The sequence below is a fragment of the Gordonia sp. YY1 genome (assembly GCF_009872315.1).
Classification (GTDB): Bacteria; Actinomycetota; Actinomycetes; order Mycobacteriales; family Mycobacteriaceae; genus Gordonia; species Gordonia amicalis.
The window spans coordinates 38,541-55,675 of record NZ_WXYI01000023.1 but is presented as its reverse complement, the minus strand read 5'-3'; the positions used below and the strand labels follow the sequence as shown (position 1 = coordinate 55,675).

Below are 17,135 nucleotides of genomic sequence, written 5' to 3'. Positions count from 1 at the left end.
GGTCGACTACGAGAACACCGCAGTCACCGAGCCCGAAGCCGCATAGAGGAGTCCTCCACGATTCCGGGGGAACCACAGTGAGCGGCGATCGTGCGTAGTCCCGGCGAGGGCAATCCCACCGCCAGGCCCAGCCACAAACGCAGTACTTCTCTGATCTCTTCCACTGCAACCTCCCGGTAGCCCATGCCCGCCGCCCCTCCTGCGAATCTTGCAGTTGAGTCAACGAGCAAAACGAAGGGACCACCGACGCGACGCGCCGGTGGTCCCATAACTGGCAATCCAGGTGGTCCCATCCTCGTGGCAAAAATCAGCTCACGGTGGTCCCTTCACGGTGGCAACTGACAATCGAGGTCTTGTCGCCAACCTGAACGGCCCTTGACCCACCCGACCAGACCTCGGAAGGCAGTCGCGGTCGCCAACGGCGATCCGAGTCCGAAACCTACGCCTTTGGCCGGATCACCGGCAGCAAGATCGATGATCACTTCCGCCCAGCGCGTCACCTCGTCGAGCTCTCCCGCTTCCAGTCTGCGCGTCGTCGACACTTCCGTGATGCCGACTCTGCCGTCGGGGCACACGAACGCGCCGACGATGATGCTCGCGCACCGAGGCGCCGAGATCCTCTCCCGGGGCGCGTAGTGTCTACACGGCTGATGTTTGGACTCTCCGACGTCCCGGGTACGCCCGTCGGGTGCGTAGCAACTCACCGGTGAACACACACCACGACACGAGTACCTCGCTCGCTCTGCCGGGAGTCGTCCTCGGCATCGGTCTCGGTGGATTCGTCGACGGCATCCTGCTCCACCAGATATTGCAGTGGCATCACATGCTGACGAGCACCGACGACGACCGCGTCGGCGTCGCCTACTACCCTGCCGATACGGTCCACGGACTGGAGATCAACACGCTCTGGGACGGACTGTTCCACACTTTCACCTGGCTGGCCGTGCTGATCGGCTTGGCCCTGCTGTATTCGCGTGTCACCCGTGCACGACAGCGGTTGTGGACTTCACGATCACTGTGGGGCTGGGTCCTGGTCGGATGGGGACTGTTCAACCTCGTCGAAGGAATCATCGATCACCACATCCTGGCAATCCACCATGTCCGGAGCGGTGACCACCAAACCCTCTGGGACATCGGCTTTCTGATCTTCGGTGCAGTCCTCGTAGCCATCGGATGGGCCCTACAGCGGACCGCAACACCACTCACGGCGCCCCCGCGGACAGAGCAGCGCAACCCGACGTCGTGAACACTGCTCATGAAGCGGGTTCCGGTGTCATCTCCGCCGGTGTCCTGCCGGCGATCGGTGCACTAGCTCTGCCGGCGATCGTCTACCTCATCGCCGCCCAGCGATATCATCGACAGCCGCGCGGATGGAACCACTGGCGCACCGCGAGTTTCATCGTCGGACTGGTCATCCTGGGTATGGCACTGCGTCCGAGCACATCCGACTCGTTCCAGGATCACATGCTCGGCCACCTGCTGCTGGGCATGTTTGCACCGCTGGCCCTCGTTCTCGGCGCACCGATGACTCTGGCACTGCGGACCACTCCGGCCTCGGTGGCCAAACCACTTGTGCATCTGTTGCGTTCGCGACCCGCGCGGATCGCCACTCATCCCGCGGTACTCTTCATCGCGACGGTGGGCGGCCTCGCGGCACTCTACTTCACCCCGCTGTTCACGCTCACCGAACGCCACGGAGCCCTCCACATGGTCGTTCACGCCCACTTCTTCGTGGCCGGCTATCTGTTCGCGTGGATGATCGCCGGTCCGGACCCCGGACCTGACCGTCCGTCGGTCCGCATGCGTCTGGTGGTCCTCGGCCTCGCCATCCTCGGCCACGCCGTCATCGCCCAGCTGCTGTACGCCGGATTGTTCGTCGCGGTCGATGCACCGCCCGACGAACTTCGGGCCGGTGGATCCCTCATGTACTACTGGGGTGACATCGCCGAGATCCTGTTGGCCCTGGCACTTCTGCTCACCTGGCGTCCGGACCACCGCGGATTCGGCGCTCGCTCGAGGGCACGAAACCACCCGAAGTCGTCGCCGCGGCGCGCAACCGACCTCCGGCCTCACCGACCGTCGCCGGCCGGCAACTCCGGTTCGGCGGGTCGAAAGGGCTGGACGATCTCGGTTCGCCAACCCGCCGGGTCGGTGGAGGGATCGCTGAAGTAGACCTCCCAGGGATCGCCGACCTTGCCGCCGTGTTCGTTCACCCACGTCTCGAGCGCCTTGTACGCCGGCTCCATCGCGTCGTAGGGCCCGACGTGGACGGTGACGGCGACCTGCCCGCCCGGTAGCTCAGAGGGCCCGACGTCGCCGACCGGATCGATCGGCGACGTCGTGGGAAACCCTGCCTCGATCTCGAATCGGCCACCCCCGAGCATGCGATAGCGAGCGAAGGGCGGCCCGGTGGGACCTGCCTGACGTTCCGACAGCACGCGATCGATGTCCCCGTAGCTCTTCTTCAGCCACGGCCCGATCTCCTCGACTGCGAGCGTGGACCTGACGACTGCTGTCACCTGGGCTATCCGGGACTCCTCATGTACCTCATAGTCCTGCATTCTCACAGGATCGCTCTGCGGAGCAACCGGTCACAGGGCCATTGGTCAACTGTTCGGGATTCGTTCGGTCCGTCGCGACCGCGCCGAGGTCGGCTTCCGCCGGATGGCGATGGCACACGCCGCTTCCTCATCGGCGTGGAACCCGCCGCCGTTCTCCGCCAGGGCAACTCGCGCGCCGTCCACCTGACGCCGGCCGTCGGGCCGTGGAGGCTCTCGGCTATCTAGTCGACTTCGAGCGGCAACGACTCGTCTGCACCCCATTCGTACATCGACGCGTCGTAGACCGCGACGTCGTCGCGGCCCAGGATGGCGAGCTCGAAGGCGAGCAAACTCGCGGCGAGGCCCCCGCCGCAGTAGGTGATGACCTTCTTGCCGGAATCCAGTGCGCCGATCTTCTCGTAGTCGGCGCGCACCTCGTCGAGCGGCCGGAGCAGTCCTGTCGCGTCGATGAGATCGGGATACGGAAGGTTGACACTTCCGGGGATGCGACCGGGCCGACCGTAGGTGTCGGTCTCTCCGCGGAAGGTCGCGGGATCGAGCGAATTGACCAGGAGAACACCGTCGTCGTCGATGGCTCGGAGCACTGTCTCCTTGTCGGCGTACAGCTCGTGTCGTCGCGACGCCTTGAAAGTGGCCACGGGATAGGACTCGACCCCTGGTCGGGTGGGTTGCCCAGCGAGCTGCCAGGCGGGCAACCCTCCGTCGAGGATGGAGACGCTGTCGAATCCTTCGAGATGAAGATTCCACCAGAGACGTGACGACCAGATGTTGCCTCCCTGGTCATAGATCACGACGTGGGAATCCGGACCGACGCCCAATGCGCCGAGGCGTTCGGCGAAGGTCTCGCTGTCGAGGGCCATGAACGGCACCGCCGCATCCGGGTCTGCGAGGTCCCGATCCAGATCGGCGTGCACCGCACCGGGGATATGCGCTCGCGCGTACAAAGCCGGGCCGAGAGAGGGCACGGGACGGCCGGAGCCATCGGGGTGTCCGCGCTCGGCCGTCGCGTCGAGAACCCGCACGTTCTCATCGTTGAGGTGCTCGGTGAGCCATGCGGCGTCGACGAGGAGAGGGTGGGTCGTCATCGGTTCGGCAATCCTTCTGAGTTGTCTTGTCCTGCGACTGCAGAGCAGCCCAGATCGTATGCGGCAAAGACACACTCCACAGCATTCAGATCGCTGGATCTCGGCGTTTCGATCACCGGAGATCGAACCCTTGACACCGCAGTGGGCCTCGGCGCGCGCACGGATTGCGTGATCCACGTCATACCGGTCCGTTCACTCGACATCGGTGCGCAGTCGCCGACCGCGCACTCCGTCGACATCGCATCGCGTCGCCGAAGAGCGGAGACCAGACGCCCATGACTGAGACCACGACCATCGGTGGCGGCACACCGTGTCGAGCAGTATGGGATCGTTCTGGGCCGTGACGAACCCGGATCGACCCGAATCCGGGGTCACCGCAACGCTCTACGCCGCGTCGAAGTCGGCCGCGACGATGCTCACGCTGCAGTACTCCACGATCGAACCGGGGATGAAGTTCAACGCACTCGAACCGGGCTTCACCGACTCCGACATGACCACCGGGGCCGGGATGACCGGCGGGCGTCCCGTGGCGGACAGTGCACGTACCGTCGTTCGGCCGGCGACGATCGGCCCCGACGGACCCACCGGGACGCTGCAGGACGAGAACGGCATACTCCCCTGGTGAAGGCGGGTTCGAGCGTCCGGCTGCGGGGTTACGCTGGGTCATGGTCTTCCAACGCGACGTCGCACCCGGAATCCATCGCCTCGAGCATGCGTACACCAATCAGTACCTCGTCGAGGACGACGACCGGCTCGTGATCGTCGACGCCGGACTGCCCCGCTCCTACGGGCCGCTCGTCGAGGCGATCCACCACCTGGGCCATGACGTCGACGCGGTGTCGGCATTGATCATCACCCACGGACACTTCGATCATGTGGGCACCGCGCGACGCCTGGCCAAGCAGTTGCACATCCCCGTGTACGTCCACCGAGACGATGCGTGGCTCGCCGCCCATCCCTACCGGTACGCGCATCAGAACGCCACCCGGTTCGGGGTCCCACTGCGCAACCCGCCATCGTGGAAGTTACTGAGCCGCATGGCATTTGCCGGAGCATTCACCGTTCGGGGAATCGACGCCGCGCATGTGTCCGTCTTCGACGACGACGCCGTGCTCCCGGGAGCGGCCGAGGTGGTGCCGACCCCGGGCCACACCTTCGGCCATGTGTCGCTGCACTACCCCGACCGCGACGCGGTCATCGCCGGTGACGCACTGGTCACCCTCGACCCCTACACCGCCGCGCAGGGCCCCCGCATGATCGCCGGCTCGGCGACCGCCGACCTCGAGCGAAACCGCGCCTCGCTCGACGCGCTGGCCGCCACCGGCGCGAAGTCCGTCCTACCCGGGCACGGTGTCCCGTGGCACCACGGTGTGGCGGCGGCCGTCGCGCGCGCACGCCACACCGACGGTTGACAGCGGGCGGCGTCACCACGGATCAGTCGAGGCGTTCATAGATCGTCGCGTTGGCGAGACCGCCTGCCTCACACATGGTCTGCAGCAGATAACGTCCACCACGCTGTTCCAGCGCGTTCAGTCCCGTGGTCGTCAAGCGTGCACCACTGGCACCCAGCGGATGACCGAGCGCGATGGCTCCGCCGTTGACGTTCACCTTGGCGAGGTCGACGCCGAGGTCGCGGGACCAGGCCAGGACGACCGGGGCGAAGGCCTCGTTGACCTCGAACAGGTCGATGTCAGCGAGATCGACCCCGCTGCGCGCGAGCACCTTACGGGTTGCCGGGATGATCGCGGTGAGCATCAGCAGCGGATCGTCCCCGGCGACCGCGATGGTGTGGATCCGTGCGCGCGGACGCAATCCGAGTTCGGCGGCCTTCTCCTCACTCATGACGAGAACGGCCGCCGAACCGTCGCTGATCTGGCTTGCACTGGCCGCGGTGATCCGCCAGTCGATCTCCGGGAATCGCCGGGCGATCACTTCGTCGTAGTAGGCGGGCCGCAGGCCGGCCAGTCCGTCGAGGGTGCTGCCCAGCCGGATTCCCTCGTCGGCGGTCAGACCGGAGATGGGCGCGAGCTCGTTGTCGAACAGTCCGTTCTTTGTCGCCCGGGCCGCCAGTTCGTGAGAACGCAGGGAGAATTCGTCGATCTCGGCACGAGAGATGTTCCATCGTGCGGCGATGAGTTCGGCGGAGATGCCCTGCCCGACCAGCCCGTCGGGATAACGCGTGTCGAACGCGATGCCGTTGAGGTCCGAGGCGCCGACCGCGGCCGAGCCCATGGGTACTCGTGACATCGATTCGACTCCTGCGGCCACGACCGCGTCGTAGGTCCCCGCGATGACGCCCTGGGCGGCGAACGCGATCGCCTGCTGTCCGCTGCCACACTGACGGTCGACCGACACGCCGGGCACCGACTCCGGGTAGCCCGCAGCCAGCAGGGCACGACGTGCGAGGTTGAGGCTCTGCTCGCCGACCTGGCTGACGACTCCGGTGATCACGTCGTCGATCTCGGCCGGATCGATCCCCGTGCGGTCGACGATGGCCCGGAAACTGTGCGCGAGAAGGTCGACGGGGTGAACGTCGTGCAAGCCGCCCGACGGCTTCCCCTTGCCGATCGGTGTGCGCACCGCGTCCACGATGACTGCCGTTGCCATGACTGCCCCTCCATCTGTGGGTTGGACCGTCCGCGGACGGTCCGAACGTGGCTGACTTTTGCCTGCCATAGTCAGAGGTCTACGCCCTGACTATAGTCTTGTCAAGTCAGGCTAGAATGGACGGATGATGAAGCTGGTGGGCCCGCTCGCGGAACGTGACCGGTGGGAGGCGACGCACTGTTCGATCGCCAAAGCGGTCGAACTCGTCGGCACGCGGTCGGCGATTCTCATCCTGCGCGAGGCCTTCTACGGCGCGACCCGGTTCGACCAGTTCGCCCGTCGCGTGGGGATCACCGACGCGGTCGCGTCCGCCCGGCTGAAAGAGCTGACCGAGGCCGGCATCTTCACCAAGGTCCCGTATCAGGAGCCCGGCCAGCGGGTCCGTTACGAATACCTGCTCACCGACATGGGGCGCGATCTGTTTCCGGTCGTGATGTCGCTGATGCAGTGGGGCAACGAGCATCTCCAGCCCGATGGCCCGCCGCTCACCGTCACCGACACGTCCCGGAACCCGATCCGGGTCGGCGTGGTGACCGGCGAGCAGGAGACCCTCGGCCCCGAGGATGTCGAGGTGAGGGTCACCCGCCGGTCGAGCTGAATCCGGCCCCCGTCGCCGTATTACCCGGCAGCCGTCCGACGCAGCTTGGTGTTGACGAATTCGCCCAGACCCCAACGTCCCAGTTCACGGCCGTAGCCGGAACGCTTGACCCCGCCGAACGGCAGACCCGGCAGCGTGGTGCCGTGTTCGTTGACGTAGGCCATCCCCACCTCGAGTCGGTCGGCGACCTGCTCGGCCTTCGAGATGTCGTTGCTCCACACCGAACCGCTGAGACCGAACTGCACGTCATTCGCCAGATCGACGGCCTCATCCGCCGAGGACACCTTGTAGACCATGGCCACCGGCCCGAAGATCTCCTCGGAGTAGGCGTCCATGTCCGGGGTGATGTCGGTCAGCACGGTCGGCTGGAAGAAGGCACCGTCGCGGTCGATCGGAGAGCCCCCGGTCCGCAGCGTTGCTCCTTGGTCGACAGCGGTCTTGACCTGTTCGGCGACGGTGTCTCGCGCGGAGATCGATGACAGCGGCCCCATCCGGGTCGACGAATCAGCCGGGTCCCCCACCTCCGTGGCCTCGAACTTCTCGACCAGCCCGCGCACGAAATCGTCGTAGAGCTCGTCGGTGACGATGAAGCGCTTGGGCGAGTTGCAGGCCTGCCCGGCGTTGGACAGCCGCGCCCGAGCGGCGATCGTGGTGGTGCGGTCCAGGTCTGCGGAGTCGAGGAGGATGAACGGGTCCGAACCGCCCAGCTCCAGGACCGACTTCTTGAGGTTCTCGGCGGCGACCTTGGCCACAGCCGCGCCGGCGCCCTCGCTGCCGGTCAACGAGACCCCACGGATGGCCGGATTCGCCAGCAGCTGGGCGACCTGCTCGCTGCTGGCGTACACATTCGCGTAGACATCCGGCGGCACCCCGGCGTCGTGCACGATCTCGGCCATCAGCGCCGATGATGCCGCGCAGATGGACGCGTGCTTGAGGATGATCGTGTTACCGGCCAGCAGGTTCGGCGCGGCGAACCGTGCCACCTGGTAGTAGGGGTAGTTCCACGGCATGACCCCGACGAGCGGTCCGATCGGCGCCGTCTGCACGATCGAGGACTGCGCACCCTGTGGATCGAGTTCCTCGCTGACCAGCAGATCCGGACCGTGCTCGGCATACCACCGGTAGATGTCGGCGGCGAGTTGGACCTCGCCGGCCGCCTCCTTCGCCGGCTTGCCCATCTCGGTCGTGATCGCCGAAGCCAGTTCCTCCGCACGCTTCTCGTAGAGGTCCGCAGTCCGGGACAGGATGTCGGCACGCTCCGCCACCTCGGTGCGCCGCCAGCTGTCGAACGCCTCGAGGGACCGCGCCGCGAGCCCGTCGATCTCGTTGTCGGCGAGTCCGGGAAACTCCTGCTCGGTCCCTCCTGTGGTGGGATTCGCGGTGACATAGGTGCTCACAGAGAGCCGTCCTTCCGATGTCGGTGGTTCTGATCGGCTGCGTTGATGAACCCACTCGATGGGGCACGGCCAGCCTCTCGGTCGGGTACCCGCGCGACCTCTGCGCAAACACGAGCCAGGAGCCCACTCCCGCCAGACTGACTCGTCCGTTCGGTCGAAAATCTGCGAACCACCCTGCAGCGACGCGCCGAGACCGGTCCGATACCTCGGCGGTTCGGCCGCGACTACGCCATCATTGAGCAAGTCATCGCCGGCGCGGAGCGGGGGGCACCCGTCGGAAGATCCCAAAGGGGGGAGCAGTGTCGAAATGGCCGAGAGCCGTGGCGCTCGCGTGCGCCGGCGTCATCGCCATGACCGGAAGCCTCGGCGTCGCGGAGCCTGTCGCAGCTGCGCCGCACGATACGAATGCTCATGAGGTCGCACGCGTCCTGTCGATTTCGCCGACAACCCCGACGCGGGCAACGGTGACGGTCTACTCTCCCGCGATGCAGCGACCCGTCCGGGTCAGCGTCCTCCTACCCTCGGATCGCGAGAAGCGTCGCCCGACCCTGTACCTCCTGGACGGGATCGACGGAGGCATCTACACCAACTACACGCAGAGCGGCTGGACATTCCAGACCGACATCGTGAAGTTCATGGCTGACAAACCGGTCAACGTCGTGATGCCCATCGGCGGCATGGCCGCGTACTACACGGACTGGCAGAAGACCGATCCTGTTCTGGGACGGAACAGGTGGGAGACATTCCTGACGAAGGAACTACCCCCACTGATCGACAAACGCTTCAATGGCAACGGCCGCAACGTCATCGGCGGGTTGTCGATGGGAGCGCTGGGCGCGATGTCGATCGCGGTTCGCCACCCCGACCTCTACCGCGGCGTCGTAGCGTTCAGTGGATGTCTCGACCAGGGTTCACCCGAGTACCGTCAGGCCACGGCCGCGTCGGTGTCCACCCGCGGCGGCAATCCCGACAATATGTGGGGTCCGTTGGGCCACTCGAGTTGGGATGACCACAACCCGGCCGCACACATCGAGGTACTGGACGGCAAGCCGATGTATGTCTCCGTCGGCAACGGACTGCCCGACCCGTCGCTCGGTATCGCAGGCCTCGCGTCCCCGGTGGGCGGCGTTCTCGAGGGCGTCGTTCTCCAGTGCACGCGGAGCTTCAAGCGCCGAGCCGACGCGGCCGGTGTGAAGGTCACCTACGATTTCAGGTCCGGGCTGCACTCGTGGGGCTACTGGAACCAGGATCTCCATCGTGCGTGGCCGACCATTGCCAAGGGACTCGGCGTCCGGCGCTGACGCCGCCTCGTCCCCGCGCGTGGGACGGGCACAGCGCGCCCGTCCCACGCGTAGGTCACCGACCTGCGGCGACGGCTGCGGCTCGCCGGGACTGGCTACGGACCGGGCGGTGCACGCCGGCCGGCGCCTCCCCGATGTCGAGCGTTCGACGAGCCACATCCAGGTGGTGGCGGGCGATGCCGAGCGCGGCGTGATAACCGACCCGGAACTCACTGTCGTCGGCGTCGGCAGCCCACCGGCCCTCGCGCTCGAGCCGGTCCACCAGCCCCTGGACGACGTCGAAGTCCCGGCGCAGACCCCCTGAGAGCACAGCTGCGCCGACGAACGCATCGGGACGGAGCGACTCGGTGGTGATCTCGTCGAGGACGCAGATGCGGGCGAACGTCATGCCCGCCCGGAACCCCCGAAGGAGTTCGGACTGCGGCCGCTCGACCGTCGCCAGGGTCGAGAAGCGGTCGTGGAGATAGGTGAGAACCTCTACGAGGCGCGTGTGCTGTGCCACGTCATCCAACATTCTTTCGTTTCCGAATGATCGAATTGTCTTCATTCGCGCGCTTTTTCTCCCGCCGCAACTTCAATTCTTGGCGACGCTTTTTCGAACTTGAATTTTTCTCTGCCATGATTCCTCGCTGACATGATTGATGAAAGTGGGTCTCGGACCCACTCACCTCCGTGACCATAGCCCAGAAAGAAAAAAAGTCCAGTCGCCGCCGACCACCCCTCGGCGCGCGGTCGACACTTTGCTGAATCTACTGCAGAACAGCGGATTTCAGTCACCACTCCGACGACGAACCCGAGCGAGCTGGCTTTTGCATTTTTTTCGGCTAGAGTCCGTGGGACCGGCCCGGAAGGCCGGTTTTTCAGCGAAAGGAAGAGTGGCCGTGAAAGCGGTTGTCATGGAATGCCGTATACGAGTATGCGGATCGACGGGGCGGCTCAGAGAATTCATCGACCAGGCGTCGTCACGGGCATTGAATGCTTTTCCGAATCCTGTGAAGCACTCACTCGTGGTGGAAGATTCCGACTCACTGCTCCTGCGTCGGCAGTGGCATCGGGAAAATGACGTCGACGACTTCGGGGTACCGGTGGGCAAGGACGTCTGCTTCGCGTTCGCGGACTCCTCGGGTCGGCTCACCGCGTCGAAGCTCGAGAGTCTGTCGCGGGACATCCTCGCCGATCTCGAGCTCGACCCGTGGGCCTCCGAGTTGCCGGCCGGTTCGTCGACGAGCGGGGCCGCCGAGTCCGTGCCCTGGATTCTCACACTGAGCACCGATGTGGACCGTGCCTCGCGAGAGGAGATCGCCGCACGACATCCGATGCTCGATCTACGCGCGAAACCCTTGATCACGACGTCCTGACCGTCACGTCGTGGACATTTCGTCACCGAAGCAGAGGAGTCAGCGATGACCACCGCCACACCTGTCCCGAACTCTCCCCTGACCCGAGAGCTTCTCGAGAACGAGCTGGCCGCGAGGTGCCGCGAACGAGCCTCCGTCAGCGCGGAGGTGCTCGAGCACCGTACCGCCGGAGATCTGGACAACAACGACGCCTACCACCGCGCACTGGCCCGACTCGACTCGCTCGACCGGCGGATCGCACAGCTGTACGCAGCGCTGTCCACCGCAGAGGTCGAGCCGTCTGCCGACGGGACCGTGCAGGTCGGCTCGATCGTCACCGTCGCCTTCGATCACGATCCGACCGACGTCACCACCTTCCTGGTGGGACCTCCGGAGCAGTACGCCCTGGTGGGCGTCGACGTCTGCTCGCCCGACTCACCACTCGGTCAGGCGGTCATGGGTGCCGACGTCGGCGACGTTCGCACCTACCGCCTCCCCAACGGAAAGGAGTGCACGGTCGCGGTGAAAGAGCACCGGATCGAGCTTCTCTGACGCAGCGTCGCGGTGGGCTCGCGGTCACGGCCGACGGGCGGCGTCCCGATGAGGGTCGTCGCAGGATCGGCCGAAGTCCCGGAGACCGGACTCCGGCCGCCTCCACTCCCGACGCGGAACTCCGCACCCGCGGCCGACGTCCTGGTGATCGGACGACCGGGTGCGCTGATGACCCGGTTGCGCCGGGTCCTCCGTGAACGAGGGCTGAGCACGGACGTCTTGGACGTCCGGTCCTCGGGCACGGGGTCCCGGGACGACGCCGGCGACGCGGAATCGATCCGGCGCATCCCGGTGGGTCTCAGATCGTGCGTCGCGCTGCTCGATCCCGCATCCCGGCCCCGGCGCGCGTGGTGGGACCGGCGAGGGCGCCGGCTCGAGAAGCAGCACGAGGACGCACTGATCGACGCGGTCCTGGACGCCGCGTCGAACAGCCGGAAGCTCGCGCTCCTGGTGATCGCGGAGGCCTCCACGTCGCACGAGACCGGCGTCGCCCGCGAACGGGCCCGACACGTCGCGCGCGCCGCCGACTACGAGTCGGCCATCAACGGCAACCCCCTGACCTCCGCTTTCTATCTCGTGACGAGTGCAGCGGACCGGTCATCCGGGGCATTTCCGGCAATCATCGACTGGGCTCAACGCCGACCGGATTTATAGATACTTCCTGTCGATCGATAGGCTGCAGGATGGCGGTGACCGATTTGGGGGTCCACCGCCTTTCCCAGAGGTATCGAAAAGGAAGTGGTGGCCACCGTGGCCGTGCTCGACGAGAAGATCAGCGATCTGTACGAACAGGTGGTTGCGCGCAACCCCGGAGAAGCCGAATTCCACCAGGCCGTTCGTGAGGTCTTCGACAGCCTCGGCCCCGTCCTGGCCAAGCACCCGCACTATGCCGATGCCGGAATCATCAAGCGTCTGACCGAACCCGAGCGGCAGATCATCTTCCGCGTGCCGTGGATCGACGACCGCAACCAGGTACAGGTCAACCGCGGCTTCCGCGTCGAGTTCAACTCGGCGCTCGGACCGTACAAGGGCGGGCTGCGCTTCCACCCGAGCGTCTACCTCGGTGTGGTGAAGTTCCTCGGCTTCGAGCAGATCTTCAAGAACGCACTGACCGGCCTGCCCATCGGTGGCGGCAAGGGCGGTTCCGACTTCGATCCCAAGGGCCGCTCGGACCACGAGATCATGCGGTTCTGCCAGTCCTTCATGACCGAGCTCTACCGCCACATCGGTGAGTACACCGACGTCCCCGCCGGCGACATCGGCGTCGGCGGTCGGGAGATCGGCTACCTGTTCGGCCAGTACAAGCGCATCACCAACCGGTACGAGTCCGGCGTCCTGACCGGGAAGGGACTCGCCTGGGGCGGGTCACAGGTGCGCACCGAGGCCACCGGCTATGGCGCGGTGTTCTTCGTCCGCGACATGCTCGCAGCAGTGGACGACAAACTCGACGGCAAGACGGTCGTCGTGTCGGGGTCGGGCAACGTCGCCATCTACGCCATCGAGAAGATCGAGCAGCTGGGCGGCCGTGTCGTCGCCTGCTCGGATTCGAGCGGCTACATCGTCGACGAGGCCGGCATCGACCTGGAGCTCCTCAAGGAGATCAAGAACGTCCAGCGGGGTCGCATCGGCGACTATGCGGACGCCCGCCCCTCAGCGCGACTCGTCACCACCGGCTCCCTGTGGAACGTGCCCACCGACATCGCCATCCCGTGCGCGACGCAGAACGAACTCAACGGTGCCGACGCCACCCAGCTGGTCAAGAACGGGGTCCGCATAGTCGCGGAGGGCGCCAACATGCCATGCACCCCGGAGGCCGTGCGCATCTTCGGCGAAGCCGGAGTCCGCTTCGCGCCCGGTAAGGCGGCGAACGCCGGCGGTGTGGCCACCAGCGCACTCGAGATGCAGCAGAACGCATCTCGCGACTCGTGGACGTTCGGCTACACCGAGGATCGTCTCTCCGAGATCATGACCTCCATCCACGATCACTGCCTGCACACCGCCGAGGAGTACGGCGCTCCCGGCAACTACGTGATGGGTGCGAACATCGCGGGCTTCACCCAGGTCGCCGATGCCATGCTGGCTCTCGGCCTGATCTGAGCCGCCACCCGCTCTGAATCCGTATGACGTTGTGCCCGGTTTCCGGGTACGACGTCATACGGCTTTCAGCGGACCCTTGACACCGCTCCGGCCCCGGCGCTTCAGTGTGCTCACTGACGGTTTGTCCGGCCGCAGCGATCGGCCTGTCCCCGAAAGATGCACTGTCCGAACAGCAATACCGAGCATTCTTGAGCGGTGGCGGGATCGGCGGCAGCCGTGACGCCGCGAGGATCATCGACGCCTGCCTGATCATCTTGACCAACACCACCGGTCGCCCGATGTTCGGCAACTCCGTTGTCGGAAGCTACGGCCTGTACGTGAACAAACAGGGCATGCTGCAGAGCCCCGCGAACGCGAGCGCGCCCACGCGACAGGTCAATTCGCTGATCGCTCCCGGCGGCTACGTCGGTACATGGCTGCGCAACAACGGGGCGATCGACACCCTGCTGGCGCTCTATCGGTCGGCCTACCCAGCCCCAACGGTCAAGTGCCCTACAGCGAGTAGGCGTCGTACTTCGACTGAGCGGATCGGGTCGTACTCGGACCGCGGTACGCGATCAGTACTCAATCCGTAGTACAGGGTCGCGCTGCAGCGGACGGTTGCGCTGTCGCGATGAGTGTCGTCGCGATCTCCCGACCCACCGTCGACTTCCGTAAGGGCCGGTCACGCAGTCTCATCGCGAGTTCGCCGGTGACCACGACGAGGATCTGCTCGGCCAGGTGGTCGGGATTCGCGCACGGCAGTTGCGCGGCGAGCTCGCGGAGGGTCTGTCGCATGTGGTCGGTGTCGCGCGTGACCGCGTCGGCGATCTCGGGCGGCGGGTCGGACATCTCGGCAGCGGTTCCCAGGAACGCGCACCACCGCGCGCCGTCGGGTCGGGCGGCGAACTCGTCGATGGCGTCGAAGATGGCCAGCAACCGGCCCTCGGCGTCGGGCGCAGCCGCGATGAGACTCCCCCACGTCTCGCGCCAGCGCTCGTGTCGTCGTGCGAGGGAGGCTGCGACCAGCGCCTCTTTGCTGCGGTAGCCGCGGTACAGGGTCGCCGCCGACACGCCCGCCCGCGCGAGGATGGCGTCGACGGGCGTCGATTCGATTCCGCGCGAGAACACCAGGTCATCAACTGCGTCGAGCAGTTTCTCCTCGGAGCTCTTGCGCATCGGCATGGCAATCAGCCTAGACTCGAAAATATGAAACGCACGTTTTCGTTTGGTCTCGGTCGTGAGCCATCGGTCATCGTGGCCGGCACAGCTTTCATCGCGGCGACCTACGGACTGGTGCGACTCGCATACGGGCTGTTCCTACCCGACATCCAGGCGGACCTGGCTCTCGATTCGGCCCGTGCGGGGTATATCTCCTCGGGGTCGTCGCTGGTCTACTGCCTCGCGGCGTTGTGCGGGTTCCGCTACGGACGCCGAAATCCTCGGGTCTTGATCGTCGTCGCCACAGCCACCGCGGCGGGTGGGGTCTGGGGCATGGCCGCCGCCGGGGACCTGCTCACCTTCGGACTCTTCGCCGTGATCAGTTCTGCGGGAGCAGGCCTGGCGTCGCCCGCTATGGTGAGCGTCGTCCGGCGCAACATCGCCGCGAATCGCGTGGACCGGGCGCAGTCGATGGTCAACTCCGGCACCGGACCCGGACTCGTCGGCGCCGGGGCGCTGGCACTCGCCTTCCTACCCGAATGGCGACTGACCTGGGCGATCATCGGCGTGGTCACCGCGGTCATCGCGGTCGCCCTCCTCATCACCGACCAGCCGGGTTCCGCCGCCCAGGACGAGCAGTCGCACGCCCTGTCCGTCGGGTGGATCCGCCGCCACGGCACCGCACTGACCATCGCGGTTCTGCTGGGCGGGGCGTCGAGCGCCATGTGGACGTACGGCCGTGCGATCCTCGTCGACACCGGCGGATCATCCCAACGTGGCACGATCATCGCGTGGATCATGATCGGAATCGGCGGCGCCGCAGTGGCTCTCACCGCCACACCGTTGGCGAGGTGGTCGGCGACCTCGGCGTGGACACTCAGCTGCGGAACGATGACGGTCGGGATTCTCCTGGTCGCCGCTGCTCCGGGACAGATGGCGGTCACGCTCGTCGGCTGCCTCTTCTTCGGGTGGGGTTTCACCTCGGCGACATCCGCGCTCATCGCCTGGACCTCGACCATCGATGCGGCACGATCGGCTGCGGGTACCGCACTCCTGTTCATCGCGTTGATGTTCGGGCAGGCAGTGGGTGCCACCGCCCTCGGTGCCACTATCACCGCCGCGGGTTACGGGCTCGCCTTCGTCGTGGCCGCGGTGGTGTCGAGTGCGTCCATCGCCGTGTCCGCACTCGACCGCACCGGTCACCGGGTGCCCGCGGACCGCGCGGACCACTCAGGCGAACCAGGACATGAACCGTCCGCGGGACCAGCACCGGCCGAGCGCGTCGCCGGCGACATCGAAGCGCGGCAATGCGGTTGACGGCTCGAACACGGTCAGCCCGATGATGCTGTGCCCAGACGCCGGACGATCCCCGAGGGTCGGAATGGTGGGCGCGACCCCGACCCCTTCGACCGACACCCAGGCAGTCCTCCTCGCCGAGGAGAGCTCCTCCAACGCATGCACGAATCGGCGTCGTCTCTCCGGCGAGAACCGCGACAGCGACCAGGTGGTGATGACCACAGGCAGCGCCCGATCCGGGACACACGAGACCGCATCCGACAGCGTCGTGATCGGATCTCCCGAAATCTGTTGCGGTGGAAATGATTCTGCGAGAGCGAGCTCGTCGTCGAGATGGCGTGACCGGTCGTCGGCCAGCCGGATGCGATTCCGGTGCTCAGGGTTACGCATGTCTAGCGGCGCGCGGTCGACCACGATCCGCGCCGCGACATCCGGCATCGGCACACTCGGAATCCGACGATCGCCCACCACCGAGCACTCCAGCTGCACGGGCGATGACACATCGCCAAGGGTCTGATCGTCTCCGTAGAAGATGCCGACGCGGTCGACGTTGAGGTTGAGACCGGCGGGACGGCCGACATCGATCAGCCCCACGCGCTCGGCGGCGCAGCGTCGGGCCGCCTCGGCGATCGCCGGATAGAGGACCGCGTACCGCCCGGTGTGATCTGAGAGCTTCACCGAGACCATCAGGGAGAGCCCCCATCTGACGCGACTCCCCGGACGCTCGTGCCGACCGGTCCGCCAGCGTCGCGAAGGCCGTCCGCAGCTCCTCCGGGCCGATCACCTCGACATCGGCATCGAATCGCGCGAGCGAAGCGCACAGACCGGCAGCGATCCCCGACGTCGCCGTGCAGTACACCGACGCATGACGCTCACGCCTGCTGTCGCTTTATCATCTCGGTGATCCAGGTGGGTAGTCGAGCGGCCGTGTCACCGGTAGCCCACAACGCCGAAGCGAGGTCGTGCTGGGTCTTCAGACGTTTGGCGACGGCCCGCAGCTTGGTCAGATTGACGCCGTGGTCGTCTCCGTGCCTCTCGTTGACCGCGCGGATCTTCGGGTCCTCGAGTTCGGCGAGTTCCGCGAGTACCCGGGCGACGGCAGCCTCGGTGTCGGCGGTTTCGGTCACGACGTCTCCGGTCTCCACCCAGATAGGTTATCGGCCC

19 protein-coding genes and 2 pseudogenes are annotated in these 17,135 nt (G+C 66.2%); 13 read left to right on the top strand and 8 right to left on the bottom strand.

Translation table 11 applies throughout. The features are described 5' to 3' along the window. Positions 1-474: 474 nt before the first annotated feature. From BPODLACK_RS23950 to BPODLACK_RS21355, 3 genes are all read left to right on the top strand, one after another. Complete coding sequence (locus BPODLACK_RS23950; protein ID WP_159406194.1) at positions 475-636, top strand: GMC oxidoreductase; 162 nt, start codon at positions 475-477, stop codon at positions 634-636. Between the two features lie 70 nt (positions 637-706). Continuing rightward, positions 707-1,246, top strand: a complete 540-nt coding sequence (locus BPODLACK_RS21360; RefSeq protein ID WP_191834944.1) for a DUF2243 domain-containing protein — start codon at positions 707-709, stop codon at positions 1,244-1,246. Continuing rightward, entirely contained in the window at positions 1,243-2,172 is a 930-nt protein-coding gene (locus BPODLACK_RS21355; RefSeq protein WP_159406193.1) for a cytochrome c oxidase assembly protein, read from the top strand. The genes BPODLACK_RS21360 and BPODLACK_RS21355 overlap by 4 nt, the downstream gene beginning before the upstream one ends. On the opposite strand, the gene BPODLACK_RS21350 is transcribed toward BPODLACK_RS21355, so the two are convergent. Together BPODLACK_RS21350 and BPODLACK_RS21345 are read right to left on the bottom strand one after the other, a co-directional pair. Beyond that, positions 2,070-2,561: a GyrI-like domain-containing protein gene (locus BPODLACK_RS21350; protein ID WP_024497535.1), complete on the bottom strand. Its 492-nt coding sequence runs from the start codon at positions 2,559-2,561 to the stop codon at positions 2,070-2,072. The two genes, BPODLACK_RS21355 and BPODLACK_RS21350, sit on opposite strands and share 103 nt — an antisense overlap. A 221-nt stretch (positions 2,562-2,782) precedes the next feature. Next, complete coding sequence (locus tag BPODLACK_RS21345) at positions 2,783-3,646, bottom strand: sulfurtransferase (protein WP_024497534.1); 864 nt, start codon at positions 3,644-3,646, stop codon at positions 2,783-2,785. Positions 3,647-3,986: 340 nt separating this feature from the next. Between BPODLACK_RS21345 and BPODLACK_RS21340 the strand changes: the two genes are divergently transcribed. Both BPODLACK_RS21340 and BPODLACK_RS21335 read left to right on the top strand, forming a co-directional pair. After that, complete coding sequence (locus tag BPODLACK_RS21340) at positions 3,987-4,271, top strand: hypothetical protein (RefSeq protein WP_236577744.1); 285 nt, start codon at positions 3,987-3,989, stop codon at positions 4,269-4,271. 40 nt (positions 4,272-4,311) lie between these two features. Further along, the gene (locus tag BPODLACK_RS21335) at positions 4,312-5,058 is read left to right on the top strand and encodes an MBL fold metallo-hydrolase (protein WP_159406192.1); all 747 of its coding nucleotides are present in this window, start codon (positions 4,312-4,314) and stop codon (positions 5,056-5,058) included. Positions 5,059-5,080: 22 nt separating this feature from the next. Here the strand turns inward: BPODLACK_RS21335 and BPODLACK_RS21330 are convergent, their stop codons facing one another. Beyond that, positions 5,081-6,253 carry an acetyl-CoA C-acyltransferase gene (locus tag BPODLACK_RS21330; protein WP_024497532.1) on the bottom strand — a complete coding sequence of 391 codons (1,173 nt, stop codon included), beginning with the start codon at positions 6,251-6,253 and terminating at the stop codon, positions 5,081-5,083. A 124-nt stretch (positions 6,254-6,377) separates the two neighbouring features. On the opposite strand from BPODLACK_RS21330, the gene BPODLACK_RS21325 reads away from it, so the two are divergent. Beyond that, a complete protein-coding gene (locus tag BPODLACK_RS21325; protein WP_024497531.1) occupies positions 6,378-6,851 on the top strand; it encodes a winged helix-turn-helix transcriptional regulator in 474 nt (157 codons plus the stop codon). 20 nt (positions 6,852-6,871) lie between these two features. Here the strand turns inward: BPODLACK_RS21325 and BPODLACK_RS21320 are convergent, their stop codons facing one another. Next, a complete protein-coding gene (locus BPODLACK_RS21320; RefSeq protein WP_024497530.1) occupies positions 6,872-8,248 on the bottom strand; it encodes an NAD-dependent succinate-semialdehyde dehydrogenase in 1,377 nt (458 codons plus the stop codon). Between the two features lie 299 nt (positions 8,249-8,547). Here BPODLACK_RS21320 and BPODLACK_RS21315 point away from each other — a divergent pair, with 299 nt between their 5' ends. Further along, the gene (locus BPODLACK_RS21315; protein WP_024497529.1) at positions 8,548-9,549 is read left to right on the top strand and encodes an alpha/beta hydrolase; all 1,002 of its coding nucleotides are present in this window, start codon (positions 8,548-8,550) and stop codon (positions 9,547-9,549) included. Between the two features lie 55 nt (positions 9,550-9,604). On the opposite strand, the gene BPODLACK_RS21310 is transcribed toward BPODLACK_RS21315, so the two are convergent. Further along, positions 9,605-10,051 (bottom strand): hypothetical protein, encoded by a 447-nt coding sequence (locus BPODLACK_RS21310; protein ID WP_232512990.1) that lies wholly within the window; start codon positions 10,049-10,051, stop codon positions 9,605-9,607. A 505-nt stretch (positions 10,052-10,556) separates the two neighbouring features. On the opposite strand from BPODLACK_RS21310, the gene BPODLACK_RS21305 reads away from it, so the two are divergent. The 5 genes and pseudogenes from BPODLACK_RS21305 to BPODLACK_RS21285 form a co-directional block, all read left to right on the top strand. Continuing rightward, positions 10,557-10,907 (top strand): hypothetical protein, encoded by a 351-nt coding sequence (locus BPODLACK_RS21305; protein WP_236577743.1) that lies wholly within the window; start codon positions 10,557-10,559, stop codon positions 10,905-10,907. A gap of 45 nt (positions 10,908-10,952) precedes the next feature. Further along, entirely contained in the window at positions 10,953-11,438 is a 486-nt protein-coding gene (locus BPODLACK_RS21300; RefSeq protein ID WP_159406191.1) for a GreA/GreB family elongation factor, read from the top strand. Between the two features lie 48 nt (positions 11,439-11,486). Beyond that, complete coding sequence (locus BPODLACK_RS21295; RefSeq protein WP_024497525.1) at positions 11,487-12,092, top strand: hypothetical protein; 606 nt, start codon at positions 11,487-11,489, stop codon at positions 12,090-12,092. 84 nt (positions 12,093-12,176) lie between these two features. After that, positions 12,177-13,535, top strand: coding sequence for an NADP-specific glutamate dehydrogenase (gene gdhA / locus BPODLACK_RS21290; protein WP_024497524.1), 1,359 nt, complete (start codon positions 12,177-12,179; stop codon positions 13,533-13,535). A 128-nt stretch (positions 13,536-13,663) separates the two neighbouring features. Beyond that, a pseudogene (locus BPODLACK_RS21285) lies at positions 13,664-14,021 on the top strand (hypothetical protein); the annotation flags it as partial. Between the two features lie 78 nt (positions 14,022-14,099). On the opposite strand, the gene BPODLACK_RS21280 reads toward BPODLACK_RS21285, so the two are convergent. Further along, complete coding sequence (locus tag BPODLACK_RS21280; RefSeq protein WP_024497522.1) at positions 14,100-14,699, bottom strand: TetR/AcrR family transcriptional regulator; 600 nt, start codon at positions 14,697-14,699, stop codon at positions 14,100-14,102. Positions 14,700-14,723: 24 nt separating this feature from the next. Here BPODLACK_RS21280 and BPODLACK_RS21275 point away from each other — a divergent pair, with 24 nt between their 5' ends. After that, positions 14,724-15,992 carry an MFS transporter gene (locus BPODLACK_RS21275; RefSeq protein WP_024497521.1) on the top strand — a complete coding sequence of 423 codons (1,269 nt, stop codon included), beginning with the start codon at positions 14,724-14,726 and terminating at the stop codon, positions 15,990-15,992. Here the strand turns inward: BPODLACK_RS21275 and BPODLACK_RS21270 are convergent. Both BPODLACK_RS21270 and BPODLACK_RS21265 read right to left on the bottom strand, forming a co-directional pair. Next, the gene (locus BPODLACK_RS21270; protein ID WP_394854769.1) at positions 15,906-16,649 is read right to left on the bottom strand and encodes a DUF2332 family protein; all 744 of its coding nucleotides are present in this window, start codon (positions 16,647-16,649) and stop codon (positions 15,906-15,908) included. The genes BPODLACK_RS21275 and BPODLACK_RS21270 overlap by 87 nt on opposite strands. 236 nt (positions 16,650-16,885) lie before the next feature. After that, positions 16,886-17,116: pseudogene (locus tag BPODLACK_RS21265) on the bottom strand (DNA alkylation repair protein); the annotation flags it as partial. Positions 17,117-17,135: the final 19 nt, after the last annotated feature.

Bases quoted from the DNA above. Each gene is read 5' to 3' on its own strand.
- BPODLACK_RS21345 (WP_024497534.1), bottom strand. From the start codon at position 3,646: ATGACGACCCACCCTCTCCTCGTCGACGCCGCATGGCTCACCGAGCAC.
- BPODLACK_RS23950 (WP_159406194.1), top strand. From the start codon at position 475: ATGATCACTTCCGCCCAGCGCGTCACCTCGTCGAGCTCTCCCGCTTCC.
- BPODLACK_RS21295 (WP_024497525.1), top strand. From the start codon at position 11,487: ATGAGGGTCGTCGCAGGATCGGCCGAAGTCCCGGAGACCGGACTCCGG.
- BPODLACK_RS21335 (WP_159406192.1), top strand. From the start codon at position 4,312: ATGGTCTTCCAACGCGACGTCGCACCCGGAATCCATCGCCTCGAGCAT.
- BPODLACK_RS21325 (WP_024497531.1), top strand. From the start codon at position 6,378: ATGATGAAGCTGGTGGGCCCGCTCGCGGAACGTGACCGGTGGGAGGCG.
- BPODLACK_RS21350 (WP_024497535.1), bottom strand. From the start codon at position 2,561: ATGCAGGACTATGAGGTACATGAGGAGTCCCGGATAGCCCAGGTGACA.
- BPODLACK_RS21300 (WP_159406191.1), top strand. From the start codon at position 10,953: ATGACCACCGCCACACCTGTCCCGAACTCTCCCCTGACCCGAGAGCTT.
- BPODLACK_RS21280 (WP_024497522.1), bottom strand. From the start codon at position 14,699: ATGCCGATGCGCAAGAGCTCCGAGGAGAAACTGCTCGACGCAGTTGAT.
- BPODLACK_RS21275 (WP_024497521.1), top strand. From the start codon at position 14,724: ATGAAACGCACGTTTTCGTTTGGTCTCGGTCGTGAGCCATCGGTCATC.
- BPODLACK_RS21330 (WP_024497532.1), bottom strand. From the start codon at position 6,253: ATGGCAACGGCAGTCATCGTGGACGCGGTGCGCACACCGATCGGCAAG.